The organism is Paenibacillus vini (assembly GCF_018403325.1).
Classification (GTDB): domain Bacteria; phylum Bacillota; class Bacilli; order Paenibacillales; family Paenibacillaceae; genus Fontibacillus; species Fontibacillus vini.
Window position 1 is genome coordinate 27,455 of sequence record NZ_BOSL01000012.1, and the last position, 16,476, is coordinate 43,930.

Annotated in this window: 19 protein-coding genes; 16 read left to right on the plus strand and 3 right to left on the minus strand. The window is 51.4% G+C overall.

Going from position 1 to position 16,476, the window contains the following annotated elements:
• The first annotated feature begins 112 nt into the window (after positions 1 to 112).
• From KJS57_RS17410 to KJS57_RS17480, 15 genes are all read left to right on the plus strand, one after another.
• Positions 113 to 511 (plus strand): phage tail assembly chaperone, encoded by a 399-nt coding sequence (locus KJS57_RS17410; protein WP_213655783.1) that lies wholly within the window; start codon positions 113 to 115, stop codon positions 509 to 511.
• A 213-nt stretch (positions 512 to 724) separates the two neighbouring features.
• Positions 725 to 2,905, plus strand: a complete 2,181-nt coding sequence (locus KJS57_RS17415; protein WP_213655784.1) for a phage tail tape measure protein — start codon at positions 725 to 727, stop codon at positions 2,903 to 2,905.
• Positions 2,905 to 3,564 (plus strand): LysM peptidoglycan-binding domain-containing protein, encoded by a 660-nt coding sequence (locus tag KJS57_RS17420; protein WP_213655785.1) that lies wholly within the window; start codon positions 2,905 to 2,907, stop codon positions 3,562 to 3,564. Before KJS57_RS17415 ends, KJS57_RS17420 begins: the two co-directional genes overlap by 1 nt.
• Positions 3,561 to 4,577, plus strand: a complete 1,017-nt coding sequence (locus KJS57_RS17425) for an XkdQ/YqbQ family protein (RefSeq protein ID WP_213655786.1) — start codon at positions 3,561 to 3,563, stop codon at positions 4,575 to 4,577. Before KJS57_RS17420 ends, KJS57_RS17425 begins: the two co-directional genes overlap by 4 nt.
• A complete protein-coding gene (locus KJS57_RS17430; protein ID WP_213655787.1) occupies positions 4,577 to 5,026 on the plus strand; it encodes a DUF2577 family protein in 450 nt (149 codons plus the stop codon). The genes KJS57_RS17425 and KJS57_RS17430 overlap by 1 nt, the downstream gene beginning before the upstream one ends.
• The gene (locus KJS57_RS17435; RefSeq protein WP_213655788.1) at positions 5,026 to 5,439 is read left to right on the plus strand and encodes a DUF2634 domain-containing protein; all 414 of its coding nucleotides are present in this window, start codon (positions 5,026 to 5,028) and stop codon (positions 5,437 to 5,439) included. Before KJS57_RS17430 ends, KJS57_RS17435 begins: the two co-directional genes overlap by 1 nt.
• 2 nt (positions 5,440 to 5,441) lie before the next feature.
• Entirely contained in the window at positions 5,442 to 6,503 is a 1,062-nt protein-coding gene (locus KJS57_RS17440) for a baseplate J/gp47 family protein (RefSeq protein ID WP_213655789.1), read from the plus strand.
• A complete protein-coding gene (locus KJS57_RS17445) occupies positions 6,493 to 7,071 on the plus strand; it encodes a YmfQ family protein (RefSeq protein ID WP_244861607.1) in 579 nt (192 codons plus the stop codon). The genes KJS57_RS17440 and KJS57_RS17445 overlap by 11 nt, the downstream gene beginning before the upstream one ends.
• 28 nt (positions 7,072 to 7,099) lie before the next feature.
• On the plus strand, positions 7,100 to 8,152 hold the full coding sequence (locus KJS57_RS17450; RefSeq protein WP_213655790.1) for a discoidin domain-containing protein: 1,053 nt from the start codon (positions 7,100 to 7,102) through the stop codon (positions 8,150 to 8,152).
• Positions 8,145 to 8,585, plus strand: coding sequence for a hypothetical protein (locus tag KJS57_RS17455; RefSeq protein WP_213655791.1), 441 nt, complete (start codon positions 8,145 to 8,147; stop codon positions 8,583 to 8,585). The genes KJS57_RS17450 and KJS57_RS17455 overlap by 8 nt, the downstream gene beginning before the upstream one ends.
• A complete protein-coding gene (locus KJS57_RS17460) occupies positions 8,575 to 8,811 on the plus strand; it encodes a hypothetical protein (protein ID WP_213655792.1) in 237 nt (78 codons plus the stop codon). The genes KJS57_RS17455 and KJS57_RS17460 overlap by 11 nt, the downstream gene beginning before the upstream one ends.
• 124 nt (positions 8,812 to 8,935) lie before the next feature.
• Positions 8,936 to 9,976 carry a Delta(5) desaturase DesA gene (gene desA / locus KJS57_RS17465; RefSeq protein ID WP_373316838.1) on the plus strand — a complete coding sequence of 347 codons (1,041 nt, stop codon included), beginning with the start codon at positions 8,936 to 8,938 and terminating at the stop codon, positions 9,974 to 9,976.
• An 88-nt stretch (positions 9,977 to 10,064) separates the two neighbouring features.
• Positions 10,065 to 11,195, plus strand: coding sequence for a sensor histidine kinase (locus KJS57_RS17470; protein WP_211024238.1), 1,131 nt, complete (start codon positions 10,065 to 10,067; stop codon positions 11,193 to 11,195).
• A 14-nt stretch (positions 11,196 to 11,209) separates the two neighbouring features.
• A complete protein-coding gene (locus KJS57_RS17475; RefSeq protein WP_213655794.1) occupies positions 11,210 to 11,815 on the plus strand; it encodes a response regulator transcription factor in 606 nt (201 codons plus the stop codon).
• A gap of 117 nt (positions 11,816 to 11,932) precedes the next feature.
• A complete protein-coding gene (locus tag KJS57_RS17480; RefSeq protein WP_211024242.1) occupies positions 11,933 to 12,559 on the plus strand; it encodes a TVP38/TMEM64 family protein in 627 nt (208 codons plus the stop codon).
• 28 nt (positions 12,560 to 12,587) lie between these two features.
• Here the strand turns inward: KJS57_RS17480 and KJS57_RS17485 are convergent, their stop codons facing one another.
• On the minus strand, positions 12,588 to 13,565 hold the full coding sequence (locus KJS57_RS17485) for a helix-turn-helix transcriptional regulator (protein WP_213655795.1): 978 nt from the start codon (positions 13,563 to 13,565) through the stop codon (positions 12,588 to 12,590).
• A gap of 130 nt (positions 13,566 to 13,695) precedes the next feature.
• Here KJS57_RS17485 and KJS57_RS17490 point away from each other — a divergent pair, with 130 nt between their 5' ends.
• Positions 13,696 to 14,589, plus strand: coding sequence for an SDR family oxidoreductase (locus tag KJS57_RS17490; RefSeq protein WP_213655796.1), 894 nt, complete (start codon positions 13,696 to 13,698; stop codon positions 14,587 to 14,589).
• A gap of 127 nt (positions 14,590 to 14,716) precedes the next feature.
• On the opposite strand, the gene KJS57_RS17495 is transcribed toward KJS57_RS17490, so the two are convergent.
• Both KJS57_RS17495 and KJS57_RS17500 read right to left on the minus strand, forming a co-directional pair.
• Positions 14,717 to 15,151, minus strand: coding sequence for a DUF2500 domain-containing protein (locus KJS57_RS17495; RefSeq protein ID WP_244861609.1), 435 nt, complete (start codon positions 15,149 to 15,151; stop codon positions 14,717 to 14,719).
• A gap of 322 nt (positions 15,152 to 15,473) precedes the next feature.
• On the minus strand, positions 15,474 to 16,409 hold the full coding sequence (locus KJS57_RS17500) for an ArsR/SmtB family transcription factor (RefSeq protein ID WP_211024248.1): 936 nt from the start codon (positions 16,407 to 16,409) through the stop codon (positions 15,474 to 15,476).
• Between the last annotated feature and the right edge of the window lie 67 nt (positions 16,410 to 16,476).

The window sequence follows — 16,476 nt, forward strand, 5'->3', positions numbered from 1 at the left end:
TAAGTCCGGAATTGGCGGGAACCCGGCTTGTCACCTGACATACTCGTCCGGGTTCCTGGCCTTTTCCTATCAAGCGGAAACGCAAATGACCAAAAAAGGAGATGGATCACGAATGGCAATTACGGAGAACAGACAAAGCAGCGTACTTCAGGCACTTTTAAGCGCGGACAGCAAACCGACGAAGGATATTCCAATGAAACGGCTGGGGGTTGATTTCCAAATCCAGGCCCTGGACGGAAAGACGATCAACAAAATTCAGGAGCAATGCACGCACTATGTGGGAAAAGGACAAAAACGGGAGAAGGTCATGGACGAAGAGCAGTTCGGAGCGCTCGTCATTCAAAAAGCCTGCCTGATTCCGGATTGGTCGGCCAAGGAATTGATCGAGAAATATGGAACACCGACGGAAGCGATCCTGGGCTTGCTGCTCGCGGGCGAAATCGCGAAGCTGTCGACGGAAATCTTGGAAATCAGCGGCTTCGACAGCGATGAAGACGAAATAAAAAACTGATCAAAGCGGGCGGTGAGGCCTTTCTGCTACATCTTATTTTTCAGAGGCATCATATTTCTCCGGACGAGATGTACAACAAAGACGAGAATGTGAAGCGATTCATGTATGCTTCGATGATGCTTCAGCTGGAAGAAGAAGAAAAGATGCGCAAGGAGCAGGAAAGGGCTGCCCGCAGAACGAGGCCGTAAAGTCAGGCCCAGGGGGTGAATGGCTTTGAGTACGAGTTCCAGCCTCTCGGAGTTGGAGAAGTTGTCCAACCGCATCAAACAGGCGAAAGCGGATCTCTCAAAGTTGACAAGAGGAACGGTTCAGACCATAGGTATTGAACTGGCATTCAAGTTCACAAGCAAGAAAACGATTAAGAAATATTTCAACGATCAGGCTGCGGCAGTCCGGAAGGAGTCGCAAAGGGCGGCTCAGTTGGCGGCGGAACAAGCGAAAGCCGCCGAAGAGGCGGCCGAGAAGGCTACGATTGCTTATCTAACCCAGAACAAGGGGAAGAAAGCCAAACAGAGTCTGAGGAAAATGCTCGCGGCCAAGGAGGCCAGGGAGAAAGCTGCCGAGGCAGCGAGGGCCTCAAAGGCTGCAGCGATTCAAGCGGAAGCGGCCAGGAAGAAAGCCGATCCGAACAGCATCCGCAGACGGATCAGCGAGAAGTTTGAGGAGCCGAAGGGCAAGATTGCGGCCTTTTACAAAAGGCTTCGGCATCCGCTTGGGAACTTTGGCAACAATCCGTTGCAATCGTGGTGGTTGAAGCCGAACTTGCCGGCCAAGGCGGGAAGCGCCAAGGAAAAAACGGCTGGTGCCGCAAACGCCGCGGCAAGTCCGCGGGACAAAATCGCCAGCGCGTTCAGCACGGCCGGAAGCTGGTTAAGTTCGGCCAAGGATCAATCCTTGGAAGCGGCCAAAGTATTCGATGCCGCTTATGTCGTTTTGCGCTCCACCTCGGGGGCCTCTCAGAAGGAGATGGAGAGCTTGCTTCAATCTTTTAGAGTCGTGGGGGGGCAAGTGCCTCAAAGCTTGAGCGAAGTCGGAAAAGCAATGGGGATACTGCAGCGGGATACCACGCTGACGGGAACCGGCCTGGAGAACTTGTCCAGGTTGCTCTTAACGGCTTCCAGGCTTACGGGATCGGACAGTGCAGTAGCCGCGGAGTCAGCAGCAAAGGCGATGAGCGTATGGGGAGTTGCCGCGAAGGACGGCGGACAGATGCTGGAGAAGTTTTTTGCCGCGAGCCGCGCCGGAGGAGTGAATATGGGCGATCTGATGAAACGGATGGCCCAGTTCGGCATGCCGATGCAGCAAATGGGCCTCAGCTTCGAGCAATCCATGGTGCTGATGGCCAAATGGCAGAAGGAGGGCATGAACCCGATTGAGGACGCCCTCAAGAAGAAATTGCCGGATGGCGGATTCGCCAAGATTGCGGAAGACATGAGGAAGGCTTCGACTTCTGCGGAAATGGCCAAACTCGCCCTGGATAACTTCGGTCCATTGGTAGGCGGAGAACTGGCGACCGCACTAAAAGGCGGGCAAGTGGAATTCAATGGAATGCTCGGAGCCATGAACCAGTCCAAGGAAGGAATCATGGGTCATGCCGAAGCCTTACAAAGCTTTGGGGACCGTTTCGATACCTTAAAGAACCGGATCACGATAGCTCTCGCGCCTTTAGGAGAAGCGCTGCTTCCGTTCGGGGAAGGCATGGTCGCCGCGCTCGAGTTCGTGATGGAATATGCGGATATTATGGGGGCCGCGCTGTTAGGCATGAGTGCCGTGCTGATCACCGCATTTGCACCTGCGCTGTGGGCTTCCGTTACCGCGCTATGGGCTTCGGCCATGGGTGCCTGGGCATTGGTTATTCCATTCTTGCCGCTGATCGCCATCGTCGCTTTGGTCGGGGCGGCCTTCGGTTTACTGGCTTATCTCGTTAAGTACCATATGGACGACATTCAAAGCATCATCGACACGATAACCGGCGGAATCGTAGGCGCGTTCAACTGGGTCTCGGACGGTATTAAGGGAGCTCTGGTTTCGGCCTGGGAGTATGTAATGGAAAAGATCAATTCACTCAAGTCGTTATTAGGCCTTGGCGTCAGCACTCAGGCTACCGTCCAACTGAATACAAACGCCGCGGGCCAGGCAACCGCGGGCGGCGGTCCGCCGACCAGCAAATATCACGGGATGGACTATGTCCCTTATGATGGCATGATGGCCCGGTTACATAAGGGCGAACGGATCATGACGGCGAGCGAAAACCGGGAATTCTCCCAAGGCGGCACAGGGGGAACGATATCGATTACGGGCAATACGTTTAACGTCCGTCAGGAATCCGATATCGATGCCATTGCCAGAGCGTTGGCGCGCGAAATCAAGACGGCAGGAGGATTGATGGCATAATGGCATCGCTGGAATTCTGGCTTAAAACGATTGACGAGAAGGAATGGCTTTGGCTGCCGGTCAATCCGGACCGGGTCTCCGTCAAAACATCGCATGGTTACGACGACGTGCAGGTTACTCAGTTGGGAGAATACACGGTGATCGGGGAGGCCGCATTAAAGGAATACTCCTTTTCGTCTTTTTTTCCGCGCGATTATCATCCCGGTTACTGCGAATATGAAGACCTTCCGGTTCCTTGGGACACCGTGGAGAAGATCGAGGAATGGATGAGAAGGCGAACCCCTGTCCGCCTGGACATCACCGGTACCAAAATCAAAGGGCTGGTCACGATCCGTTCCTTCCAATATAGCGAACGCGCGGGAAATCCGGGCGACGTGTACTATGATCTGGAATTGAAGGAATTCAAAGAGGTGCAGTTCCGCCAGGTGGAAACCTCGGGGACCGGTAAAGCGATGGTCATCACGGGCGAGCACCGTCCCGATACCAGAAAGCCTCCCGCTTCTTATATCGTTGTTCACGGAGATACGTTATGGAAAATCGCCCAGCGGACGCTAGGAAACGGAGACCGGTGGCAGGAAATTTATGCGGCCAACGGAGCCGTCATCGGGAAAAATCCGAACCGGATATCCCCCGGGCAGAAGCTGGTGATCCCTAAATGAATTGGAATGTCATTTACAAGGATGCGAACCAAAACGTCTATTTGGATCATATCGTCAAGTCGATCCAGTGGTCCGGCGATATCAAGCAGGCTTCCCGCAAGCTGGTTGTGGAACTGTCCAATACGGGAGACCTCCGGGAACTGTTCATGACGTTCGAGAAGGGCGCGGAGCTGAGGCTCATCCTAGATGAGAAGCGGGAGCTGTTTCGCGGTGTCTTGTTTGCGGATCAGATCAACGCCAAGGGGCAAATGACTTTAACGGCTTATGACGAAAATATTTATCTGACCAAAAGCAAGGATACGAAAATTTTTCGCGGTCAATCCGCATCGGCTATCATCAAGCGGCTATGCAATGAGTTTTCCGTGCCGACGGGAGAAATACACGATACGGGTTATGTGATTCCGAAGCTGGTTTTCCGCGAGAAAACGCTCTTTGAGATGATGGTGACCGCGCTCACCGAAACCCAGAAGCAAAACGGACAGCATTTTTGGATCACCTCAAAGGAAGGGAAATTGCAGCTGTTGGCCCGGAAAGAGCAGGAAGGCAAGTGGGTTTTGGAAAACGGGGTCAACCTGCTGGATGCCAGCTACTCCCAATCGATTGAAGATACCCGTACACAGATCAAGGTCATCGGCGACGATGCGAAGAAAAAGGAAATTTCCGCAAATGCCAAGGATGGTGAACTGATAAAACGGTTCGGAGTCATGCAGCATTTGGAGAAGCCGGAAAAAGAGATGACCAAATCACAAATGGAGCAAAGGGCGAAGCAATTGCTGAAGGATTTGTCCACAATCGAGGATCAGGCCCGTATCGATTGTCTAGGCATACCCGATGTGGTTGCGGGTTCCTGCGTTTACGTCAAGGAATCGATAACGGGGATTCTTGGCGGATACTATGTATCGGCCGATGAACACCGATTCCAGAACGGAAGCCATACGATGTCGCTGACCCTGTCGGCGACCGATGACATTCCGAAGATGGAATACACGGAAGAAAAGAAGGGGGCCAAGTAATGGAACGCATTGAAGGCTCGGGAGCAAGCCAGCTGGTGCAGTTGATCCGCAAGATTGGATACAACAGCGAGATTACCTTCGAGCTTGCGACCGTCACGGCCAAACCTCCCGACTTGAAGATCAAGGTGGATCATATGAATGTGGAGCTCGAAAAGGATGATCTGATCGTCGCCCAGTCGCTGACGAAGTATACGCGGAAAGCGAACCTCAGCACCGAGAATAAAGCGGAGATCTCCTCATCCTCCATCTCCCAGTCCTCTACTTTAACTTTATCGCAAGGAACGGGAAGCATTAAGTTCCTTTCCTTTGGAATGGACTCCGCAAAATTTGTCGCTAAAGAAATTGAACTCGAATTTATCGACGAGCTCAAGGAAGGCGACCGGGTCATCGTGGCCGGGATTCAGCAGGGGCAGACCTACATTATTTTGGATCGGGCGGTGATGTATTAATGGGATTATCTCCGCTGCAAAGCAAGGAAGAGCGTTATGTGGAAGTGAAGCCGGTTCCTACTCCTTCACGGACATACAGCCTCGATTTGGAATCGGGCGAAGTGGCCGAGCGTATGGTGGACGGTAAAGAGGCGGTATGCCAGTCCATTCGCAAAGCGATCCAAACGGCGCGTTATCGTTATTTGATCTACAACGGCCAATACGGCTGCGAGCTTGAAAGCCTGCTGGGTCAGGACATTTCACAGCAATTGTTAAAAAGTGAAATCACTCGGGTCATTACCGAAGCTCTCCTGGAGGACGACCGTATTCAGGAGGTCTGGAATTTTCAAATCGCCAGGGATAACGATAAATTGTTCGTCACGTTTACGGTCCAGACCAGCGAAGGAATCATTGAGCAGGAGGTGAGTATTTAACCGTGTATGAAAATCAGACGAAAGCAGCGATATTGCAACGGATGCTGGACGCTACCCCGGTGGAACTGGATAAACGTCAGGGATCGGTCACCTTCGACTTGCTCTCCCCCGCCGCTATTGAGCTCGCACATGCTTACATTGAGCTTGATAATGTATTGAAATTCGGTTTTGCCGGCCCGCAGCAGCCGGGTGAATTTCTTGATTTGCGTGCGGGCGAATTCGGCCTTACCCGTCTTCCGAGCGTCAAGGCGGAGGGGGAACTTCTCTTCCGTGGCGACGAGAATACGGTCATCCCGCTTGGGACCGCCGTATCTACGGATGAAGAGGAAGCTGTCGTGTTTGTGACTTCCGAGGAAGGAATCATCAAACAGGGCAAAGCCGTTGTGAAGGCTAATGCGGTTTTGGGCGGCAGCCGGGGGAATGTAGCGGCAAGCCGGATTACGCTGGTCCTGGGCAATCAATCGGGCATCGTTACCGTAACGAACCCGGACCCTTTTGCCAACGGGGCGGAAATCGAATCGGACGAATCGCTTCTGGTAAGATATTTCGACCGCGTGCGTAGACCGGCGACCAGCGGCAACGCTTGGCATTATAGACAATGGGCGTTGGAAGTGCGGGGCGTTGGCGACGTGAAGGTATTTCCCGTATGGAATGGCGGGGGCACCGTGAAGCTGTCCATCCTGTCGGCAGATAAAAGAGCTCCAGGACAGGCGATCATCAAGCATGTCCAAGAAGCGGTGGATGAGCGCCGGCCGGTTGGTGCCCTGGTCACCGTATCTCCCGCGGAGGAAGTGAAGATTGACGTATCTGCCCGATTGACACTGGCACCCGGTGCGGTACTGGGGGACGTGAAGGTGCAGTTTGCCAAGGAATTGGAGAAATATCTGGCGGATTTAGCTTTTCATAGCACCGTGGTTCCATATAACAGGGTGTTCGGGCTTTTGCTTGATATTGAAGCAGTCACCGACTTTAAAGAATTGAAGATTAACGGAGCCTCGGAGAATCTGCAAATCAATGAGGATCAAGTGGCCGTAGCAGGGACGGTGAGTTTCGTTGTCTCGTAATATAAAGACCGATATGCTTGATTATTTGCCCCATTATTATGGCGACTCCCGCATAGTAAGGAATTTGACCGCCAGGGAAGCGAAAGAATTTATACAGCTGCAGGATCGGATTCAGGATGTACTGCAGCAGTTTTTTGTCGATACCGCAGTTTGGGGGTTGTCCTATTGGGAGACCGTTTGCGGTATTCCCGTCGACGAGAGCAAGCCTAAGGAGCAGAGACGTTCCGTCATTAAATCGAAGCTGCGGGGAGCCGGTACGGTGACCCTTGCCGTCATTAAAAATGTGGTGGATTCGTTTGAAAACGGGGAAATCCAGCTCCAGGAAAACTTCGCGAAATATGAAGTAGTGATCACGTTCATCGGGAAGCGCGGCGTTCCGCCGAATCTGAATGATGTAAGGACGGCGCTTCGCGAAATCGTTCCGGCCCATTTAAGCATCAGGTTCGAATATACCTACTTGAGATGGGAAGAGTTGGATAGTGCGAAATTGAATTGGGATGAGCTTGAGGCTCTAAACATGACTTGGGACCAGTTGGAAGTCTGGAAGCCCGAAGCTAAGAAATTGTAACTGCATGTAATTAGAAAGGGGGAGCACGATGCCTAAACTGCCAACCGGGCTCAAAACATTTGAGCCCTCTGATACGGTCAGAAGAATCGCACAGAATGAAAATATTGAGGCAACCGACGCGTTGTTTCACGGCACGAATGGCCATCACCACACGGGAAAGGCAGGCGATGCGCCGCAGATCCGGAGCGAGGGGATCGCCGGAGGGGCGGTGACGACCGACAAGATCGCGGCGGTTGCCGTTACCGGAGACAAAGTGGCGCGCTATACGCTATGCCGCCGGCATTTGAAATCGGGCCGGATCAGCGGAAATATTGCCAAGTACAAACAGGTTACGGTGACGGCCGGACAGCTTAGCGGATTGCCGACCGTTCCGTATTTTCAGAGCGGTCTGAACGATAATTTCTGGGCTCTTTACTCGGCCTACAATCCGTTTCCCCAGTCCATGACCGTGGCGCTGGGAGCGGAATATGCCGATATGGAAGGAGTCAGCTTTGAAAAAGGCTGGAACTCCGATCCCAAGGGCTTCTACGTGGATGTGAGCAGCGACAATGTGAATTGGCGCAGAGCCTATTCCTATACGCGCAGTGGTTCCGAAGAATTCCCGAGATATCACCCGTTCGATCAGGCAATGAACGGGTCCTATGTCCGATTGACGGTTACGGCCCCAAACGATCAGACGGGAAATGCCATTATCGCCGGCTTCGGCGTTTACAGTAGAGCTTCGCAGGAGAGCAGCCCCGACTTTCGCTTGGAAAAAGGGCTGCTGCAATATCATGACGGATCGGGGTGGAAAGGTGTGGGGATTAAAAGCGTACAGCGCGGAGCAACCAGTATCTCGTATTTCTATCCGAACGGAAACGGAACATTGATTCGAGACGTGGCGATCACTGCGGTAAATCCGCAGAAAACATTTGTCAATATTACCACATCCGGGTTGTCCCACTGGTCCCAAGGCTCGCCCCTGATGGACGGATCGGTTTGCGCCAGACTCGTGGGAAATAACGTGGTAAGGTTTAATTTTATGGAGGGTTTCTATGAAGCCTATGCAGAGATTTCCTGGGAGGTGATCGAGTTTGCCTAATTACTATGCGCAAATTGATGAAGATGGCCGCGTTTTCACGCTCAGCGAGCTGGCCGGAGAGGTTAAGCACGATCACCTGATCCCGATCAGCGAGGAGCAATATCAGGACCGCAGGCTGATGCATACAAGGTATGTCGATGGCGATTTTCAAGGGTTGTTTGCCGTGATAGAGGCAGACAAACCGGCCATCAAGCCGGATGGCGAAGATGTGCTGACGGTTCAGGTTACCGTGACTGATTGGCAGGGGAAAGTGCAGAAAGCATACAATGAGGAGCTGGAAGTCGAACTGAACGGAATGCGGCAAAGCCTGAAATTGACGAAGGGTACGGCGGATATCACGATCAGCAGCAGCGAGCCGGGACAATTTGTGTTGAAGACTGCCGGCCTGGACCGGAATAGCGAGCTGAAGGTGGTGGTTACGGATGGCAACTAAAAAGCCTGTGAACAAAACGCCTCATTTTCATATTCCGGCTGACCCGCTAAGGGTTAAATCGGAGGAGATCCGGGCACGAAGCCTGGACAGAAAAGAGCAAGGGCTTCGAGCCGCAAAGGGAGTACAGGAGAACGCGGTGACGCTGGAAACTCTCTATGGCATGCTAACAGACGTGCTTGAGAGGCAAGAGATTCTGGAACAGTGGATACGTAAAAACGTAAAATGAGCTCTCCGTAATGCTGCCTATATGACAAGTGTCATATGAAAATAATGATATTTGAGAGTACCCCTGATTTCTGATCTTTTATATGATCAATATAGAAGCTCAGAGAAAGTGGGAAATCATATTGATTAACACAGATGCAAACAAGACGAAGCAGTTGCATAATGATGTTGCACCGTTTGCCAAATCTGATACGCGAATCAGTATTAACCAAATCATCAATACCATACTGCCGTTGTTACTCATTTGGGGAGCCGGCTATGCGGTATTGCCTTATTCACCATGGTACACCGTATTATGTAGCGTTATTGCATCAGGCTTCGTTGTGCGTACATTTATTATTTTCCATGATTGTACACACGGGTCGTTCTTCAAGAGCAAAAGAGCCAATGATATTGTCGGAAATATTACAGGGATCCTGACTTCCTTCCCCTACGAAAAGTGGAAACGCGAGCATACGCTTCATCACGCAACAAGCTCGAACTTGGATAAGCGCGGGATCGGCGATATCGATATGCTGACTGTGGATGAGTATTTGGCCAAATCGAAGCTTGGTCGCCTAGGGTATCGTGTATACCGCAATCCGATAGTGATGTTTGGATTAGGCCCTCTATACATGGTGCTTGTATTAAATCGATTTAACCGTAGTGGGGTACGTAAAAAGGAGCGGTTGAATACTTATTTTTCTAATATCATGTTGTTGGCTGTCTGTGCAGCACTCATTCTGGCATTTGGCTGGACTGCATTCTTACTTGTGCATGGTCTAACCTTATTGATCGCAGGGTCGATGGGGATTTGGTTATTCTATATTCAGCACACGTACGAGGATTCTTATTTTGAACATAATTCGAAGTGGGATTATGTCAAAGCTGCCGTTGAAGGCAGTTCTTACTATAAGCTGCCAAAATTACTGCAATGGGTAACGGGTAACATCGGCTTCCACCATGTTCACCATTTGGCGCCTCGCGTACCGAACTATAAGCTGGAGGATGCTCATGAGTCGATTCCGCCATTACAACAGGCAACCACGATCACGCTAAAGACGAGTTTAGAGTCGATTCGTTATAAGCTCTATGACCCTGAACGGCATAAATTCGTAACGTTTAAAGAGGCTGCAAAGTTAGAAGTGACGCGCAATAAAGTGGTATTGACTAAAAAATACAGCTAGCTTATTGGAAGGGTGCCTCTACATAGGTAAGAGGTGCCCTTTTTGAGTTATAATGATTGAAAAAGCGAACATAAGAAGCGAGGCTGTTATGCAAAAGTGGTACAGTATCATTCCTAAAAGTCCGATGTTAAGTATCTATCTGTGGATCATCGTCTGCATTATGCCCTTCTACTTTATTATTCATATTATCCATTCGTTTTCATTGTGGCTCATTAGCGTAGCGGTATTATTGATTATCCTATATTTTTTAAGCTACTATTTTTCGTTCAGTGCACGGACGGGCCTGAAGTACATGTGGATCAGCCTCCAAATGGTGCTGAATATTCTAATGACGCTTTCGTTTGGTTATGCGTATTTTGTCCTCTTTACGGCGATTTTGATCGGTTTTAATTTCAAGAAGGCTGTTGGCTTTTATATCATGTATGGTTTGAATATTCTGTTTACAACGGTCACCATCGAAGTGGGGTATTTTTTCTTCCAGGATTTGTTTATATCCCAAACGCCTTTCATTATCGTTACTGCTCTAGGTGTAGTATTAGTGCCCTTTGCTCTATATTCCAAGTCGAAACGCGAGAATCTGGAGGGGGAGCTTGTAACGGCAAACGAGCGTATTTCCGAGCTGACGGTGCATGAGGAGCGCCAGCGTATTGCACGCGATTTGCATGATACGCTGGGTCAGAAGCTATCCATGATCGGATTGAAAAGTGATTTGGCGACACGCTTAGTAGAGAATAATCCGCAACAGGCCATCCAGGAAATCAGGGATATTCGTCAAACGGCAAGCATTGCTCTCAAAGAAGTTCGTGAGCTGGTGGCGGATATACGCGCGATCCATCTGGCGGATGAATTGGTTCGTGTCGAACAGATATTAAAGGCCGCGCAGATTAAATTCCGTTTAAACGGGGATACCAGTGAGATTCATATGCCGGTTTTTGCTGAAAATATCGTAAGTATGTGCTTGAAAGAAGCGGTAACCAATATCGTGAAGCATAGTCAGGCAACGATCTGTCGCATCAGTTTTTATCAAAGTGATGAAATGTTTAAGCTGACGATTCATGATAACGGAATCGGTTTTCCGAATGTCAAACGATTTGAAGGCGGCAACGGCTTGAAAGGAATCCAGGAACGAATTGATTTTATTAACGGTTCCTTTCATATGAAGACGGACAAAGGTACGACCATGATTATTTCTGTCCCGGTTACGATTACAAACCAATAAGGGGGGAAGACCATATGATTCGTATTGTGATAGCGGAAGATCAGGGGATGCTGCTCGGTGCCATGCAATCCTTGTTAAACATGGAGGAAGATTTTGAAGTAGTCGGCATTGCCAGAAACGGCGAGGAAGCCGTTAAGCTGGTGATTGAATTACAGCCGGATATTTGCATTATGGATATCGAGATGCCGATCCAGACCGGTTTGGACGCCGCGGAGGCGCTTCTGGATAACGACTGCAAAATCATTATCTTAACCACGTTTGCGCGTCCCGGTTATTTTGAGCGTGCGCGTAAAGCGGGGGTCCGCGGTTATTTACTGAAGGACAGTCCCATTGAGGAATTAATAGCTTCGATTCGCATTATTATGGAAGGCCGCCGTATTTATGCTCCGGAGCTTGTGGATTTTGTCTATGAGGATGATAGCGAGAATCCGCTCACGAACCGCGAAATCCAGGTGTTGGAGCTTGTTGCCGAGGGCAAGAAGACAAAGGAGGTTGCGGAGGAGCTTTACCTCTCCCAGGGAACCGTACGCAACTATATATCAACGATCTTAGAAAAGCTGAAGGTGGGGAACCGGATCGAGGCTATTGCGCGATTTAAGGAAAAGGGGTGGAATAAGTAATCGAAATCACGGGGTCGGGGGTCATCCTCATTCATAATAGGATTGTCGAATATTACTTTAAGGTTTCCGGTTCGCTCATAGTATAATATAGTGACCCCTATTAGAAGAGGTGAACAAATGCTTGATGCAGAGCTCAGTATCATGGATTATTTTACGGAACAAAATATTCAGCTGTTTCTGGACAGGTTCAGATCGCTTGGGCCGCTGCCCGGAATTTTGCTCACGTTTATGAAATCTTTCGTCCCGCCGCTGCCTACGATCATTATTGTCGGGGCTAATGCAGCCATTTACGGTATGTGGCAGGGATTCTTATATTCCTGGATCGGTCTCGTAGCCGGAAGCCTGCTCACGTTTCTGCTTATTCGCAAAGCAGCCGGTTCCGCACTCATCCGGAGATGGGCCGAGAAGCCTAAAGTGCAGAAGGCGATGGTCTGGGCCCGGAAGAACGGGTTCAGCTTTGTATTCCTGCTCAGCATGCTCCCGGTCGGACCTTTCGTAGTCATCAACATGGCCGCGGGGCTGACGCGGATGCCGGTGAGAACCTTTGCGGCGGCGGTGGCTTTAGGCAAGGCGGTCATGGTCTTCTGCGTGTCCTACATCGGGACCCATTTGTCCGATTTTGTGGACCAGCCGGCCAAATTTCTCGGCGTCGCGCTGTTTATCGCAGCTTCGTTGTGGCTGAACCGGAAGCTGCAGGCTTATTTTACGTCGGTTGCCGTTGCAGCAGCCGAGCCGGCGGAATAAAGCAGGCGTTGCTGGCGCTTGCCGGCTGTCACCGGTAAAGCGCCGAGATTGCCGCCGCTTCGGCGCCGATCAACTCCCGCAGCTCCTGCGGGTGCAGTGCTTCGGCTTCCCGGCCGCAGGCGAGCAAAATTTCACACGCTGAATCCAGCGTGTGAAACTCGATGCTTACGCGCATCCAGCCAGGCTGGCCATTCTCTGGCTCGGCGCTAAGCACCTTGGCGTAGCGCTCCCGCTTCAACCGGGCGAGCCTCCGCTCCGTGATGCGGATCTGTGCCGGGTACCGCGGCAGAGCGGATTTGAAATCCGCGGTCGATTGCTCCCAGTACCCGCTCAGTGAGAAGTCGTTCGGGCGCTGAAAGGACTCTTCCAGCACAGCGGCCTCCGTGATCCGGGAGATGCGGAAAGTCTTCATCTCTCCGTTCTCCTCCGCCACCAGATACCAGACGTTTCGTTTGGCCACCAGGCCTAACGGGTGAACGGTCCGTCTGGAGATGGCACCGGCGTTGGCGGCATCGCTGTCCGATTTGCGGTAGGATATGTCCAGCTTGCGTTGTCCCCAGACCGCTTCCTGCACTATCTTTAACAGCGGAAAGCTTTCGCCCGATGTATGCCAGCCGGCTCCGTCGATATGAATGCGTTCCGAGAGCATTTCGGCATCCTGCCGGACAGGGGCAGGAGAGGAAGCGAGCAGCTTCTGGTACGCGGCTTCGAAACTCCGCTTCGGAATTCCTATCTCTCCCAGCAGATGACTGTAACTGGTCAAAAGCAGTGAGAGAATTTCTTCCTGATTCATCCCCGTCAGACTTGTCCGGTAATTCTCCGCCAGCATCCATCCGCCAAGAGGACCGCGTTCCGCATACACCGGAATTCCGGCGGAGCTCAAAGCGTCCATATCCCTCACGATCGTCCTCTCCGAGACCTCCAGTTTTTCAGCAAGCTGGCGCGAGTTTAATTTGCCGCCGTTCTGCAGCAGCAGCAAAATGGACAGCAGCCGATCCGCTCTCATGTACATCCCTTCCTTCATCTTCTTTTCCTAGTTTGAATTGTATCATTTATATAAGACAATGGATGTCATATTTGACGGGTAAACTGAAAATGTCATTAGAAACAGAAGTTATCGGGAGGATGATCCATCTATGGAAAACAAGACTTTGAAGCCATTGGCCGGGAAAATTGCCGTGGTAGCCGGAGCTACGCGGGGAGCGGGCCGCGGAATCGCCGTCATGCTGGGGGCGGCCGGGGCCACCGTTTATTGCACGGGACGCAGCGTCCGTGGCGGCGCCTCGGACATCAATCGGTCCGAAACGATCGACGATACGGCGGAGATGGTTACTGCTCGCGGCGGAATCGGTATTCCGATCCGCTGTGACCATACGCAGGAAGAGGAAGTTAAGGCTTTGTTCGAGCGGATCGCCAAGGAACAAGAAGGACGCCTCGACCTCCTCGTCAATGATATTTGGGGCGGAGAGCAGTTGACGCATTGGGGTACTCCGTTTTGGGAGCAGCCTTTAGGCGATGCGCTGCTCATGCAGGAGCGGGCGATCAAGACCCATTTGATCACGAGCTACTACGGGGCTCCCTTAATGATCAAACGGGGAGAGGGACTGATCATAGAAGTTACTGACGGATCCACTTATAATTACCGGGGGAATTTGTACTACAGTCTCGCCAAAATTTCGCCGATCCACTTGGCGGCGGCTATGGCGGAGGAGCTGCGCCCGCATCATATTACCGCCCTCGCGGTTACACCGGGATTCCTGCGGTCCGAACAAATGCTGGATCATTTTGGAGTGGGAGAAGATAACTGGCGGGATGCGGTTGCCCAGGAACCGCATTACATTGAATCGGAAACGCCTTACTTTGTCGGCCAGGGCGTAGCTGCCCTTGCCGGTGATCCTAATGTCCATGAAAAGTCCGGCCGTGCACTGACAAGCTGGGATTTGTCCGACGAGTACGGATTTAGCGATGTCGACGGCAGACAGCCGCATTGGGGTAACTATGCGAAAAAGCAGGGGCTTCCAGTGAACTGAATTAAATGTTAAATAACAATAGCCCCTGACCGGTCCATTAACCGTCAGGGGCTTTCATTTGAAGTGATTCTAAATTAAGCTTTGTTCCAACATCTTGGGGGGCGACCTCAAACACGACTACGAGCCTCTAGAACCGGCTCCCATTTTGCACTTGGCCCGCATTCCGTTCGAAGGCCACGATCCAGTCTCCCTGGACTGCGGCGTATCCGACGTCTCCCTCGGCGACAAGGCCGTACAGATTTTTTACGTCCAGATATTCCTGCCGCTGCCCGTTATCGAATTCCAGCGTGATGTAATAATAGGTGCTCGAAGAGTTATGCATGGAATCATTCATATTGTGCGAGTGATGTCTTACGTCCATTCGTTTAGATACGATGCGGGCGTAACGTGAATCTTTTGGTGAGCTGGCGTTCTTCACATATTTTGCGCCGCTGCTAATAAATCCGATAATGACGATAACAAACACGATCACGATCAAGATGAGAACCAGCGTAAACATAAAATTAAAACCAGAACTAGCGCTCCCGCCGCCAAACGGAAAAGGGTCAGGTCCGAAGTTCATTTCCGAGGCCTCCTTTAATAAGTTGTTCAAAAAGTCATCTTTCCATGACGAAGCAGATCATGATGAGGGTTCGACGTCGAATCTTGAATTCAGCCGGGCCTTCCGTTGCTCACGTACCCCATGTACGCTCCGCTACTCAGTCCCTATCTTCATCCAACCTTCTCGGTCCTGAAAACCTTACTTTTTGAACTCGCACTTTATGTACGTTCAGGACACCACAATTTCGAACTTGCGTCCTTTCCTTATATTTACGCCTCGGCGGAGACATTTGTTTCATTAAGTTTTGATTTAAAAGCGAAGGAAGGCTTTGTTTCTTCTAAACTCAGCTATCCCCGCCGCGTCGTATGAACTCCAATACGATATCCTGCGGATGATCCCCGAACTGGCTCCCGAACAGATTAAGCCCCCGTTTGTTGGCAGCATCCTCTTTCACTTCAAACCGGATAGAAATGGGCTGATTATACGCCAAATGAAGCATTCCGATCGAGGTATCGGCGGAAGGAACGCCGTTTACCAAGCTCCCTTGATGGCCGATTCTCCATTCCGTCAGCATGCCGTACTCCGTTCCGCTTTTCCAGCGTTCGGGAGTCAGCTTTCCTTTTCGGTCCCCGAAATCGGAAGGGCAGGTCCAAGTTCCGGCCTCCAGTCCGTTTACCGTGACCGTAATATCCGTGGCCCAGTCGGCACGGAAGGAGGGGGCTTCGGAACACAGCTCGGCACGAATGCGCAATTCATCAAGCTCGACGCCTGGAGGCAGCGGGTTGGCGAAAAAGTATTCGATATAACCGGCTTCGGCAAACCAGAGAAGCGCGGCGTCGACCCGTTCGGGCATATAGAAGACCCGGGGATCATCCTGCGAGCCGATCAAGGTCCCGTCCTTGCCGGCCATGCCGCAGGAGGGCTTCACCGAACAATGCGAATACATCCCGATCGGCATATGAATGCTCTCTACGGGATGAAGGCCGTCCCCCGGTTTGGACGGAAGCTCCAATTGGATGGAGCGGCAGGTGACGGAGCATATTTTTTCCCGGTTGGCTCCTTGCACGGAGGTGACGAGCTCGGCTTGCTCCAGCGTCTGCACGTTGATGGAGACGGTCGGTTGGGCAACGCCGAGAGCTTCGGCCAATTGGCTGACGCTCATAGGCTTTTCCCCAAGCGCCTCCAAAATGCGGACCCGAAGGTCCCCCGACAGCGCCTTGGCTACGTCAAGAATTCGTGAAGCCGGGTAGCGGATCATATCCTGGATCGGTTCATTCATCGTTAAAGTTCCTTTTCATATACAAGATTATTGACTTAATTGTACAATGAAGAGGTAATATTGTAAA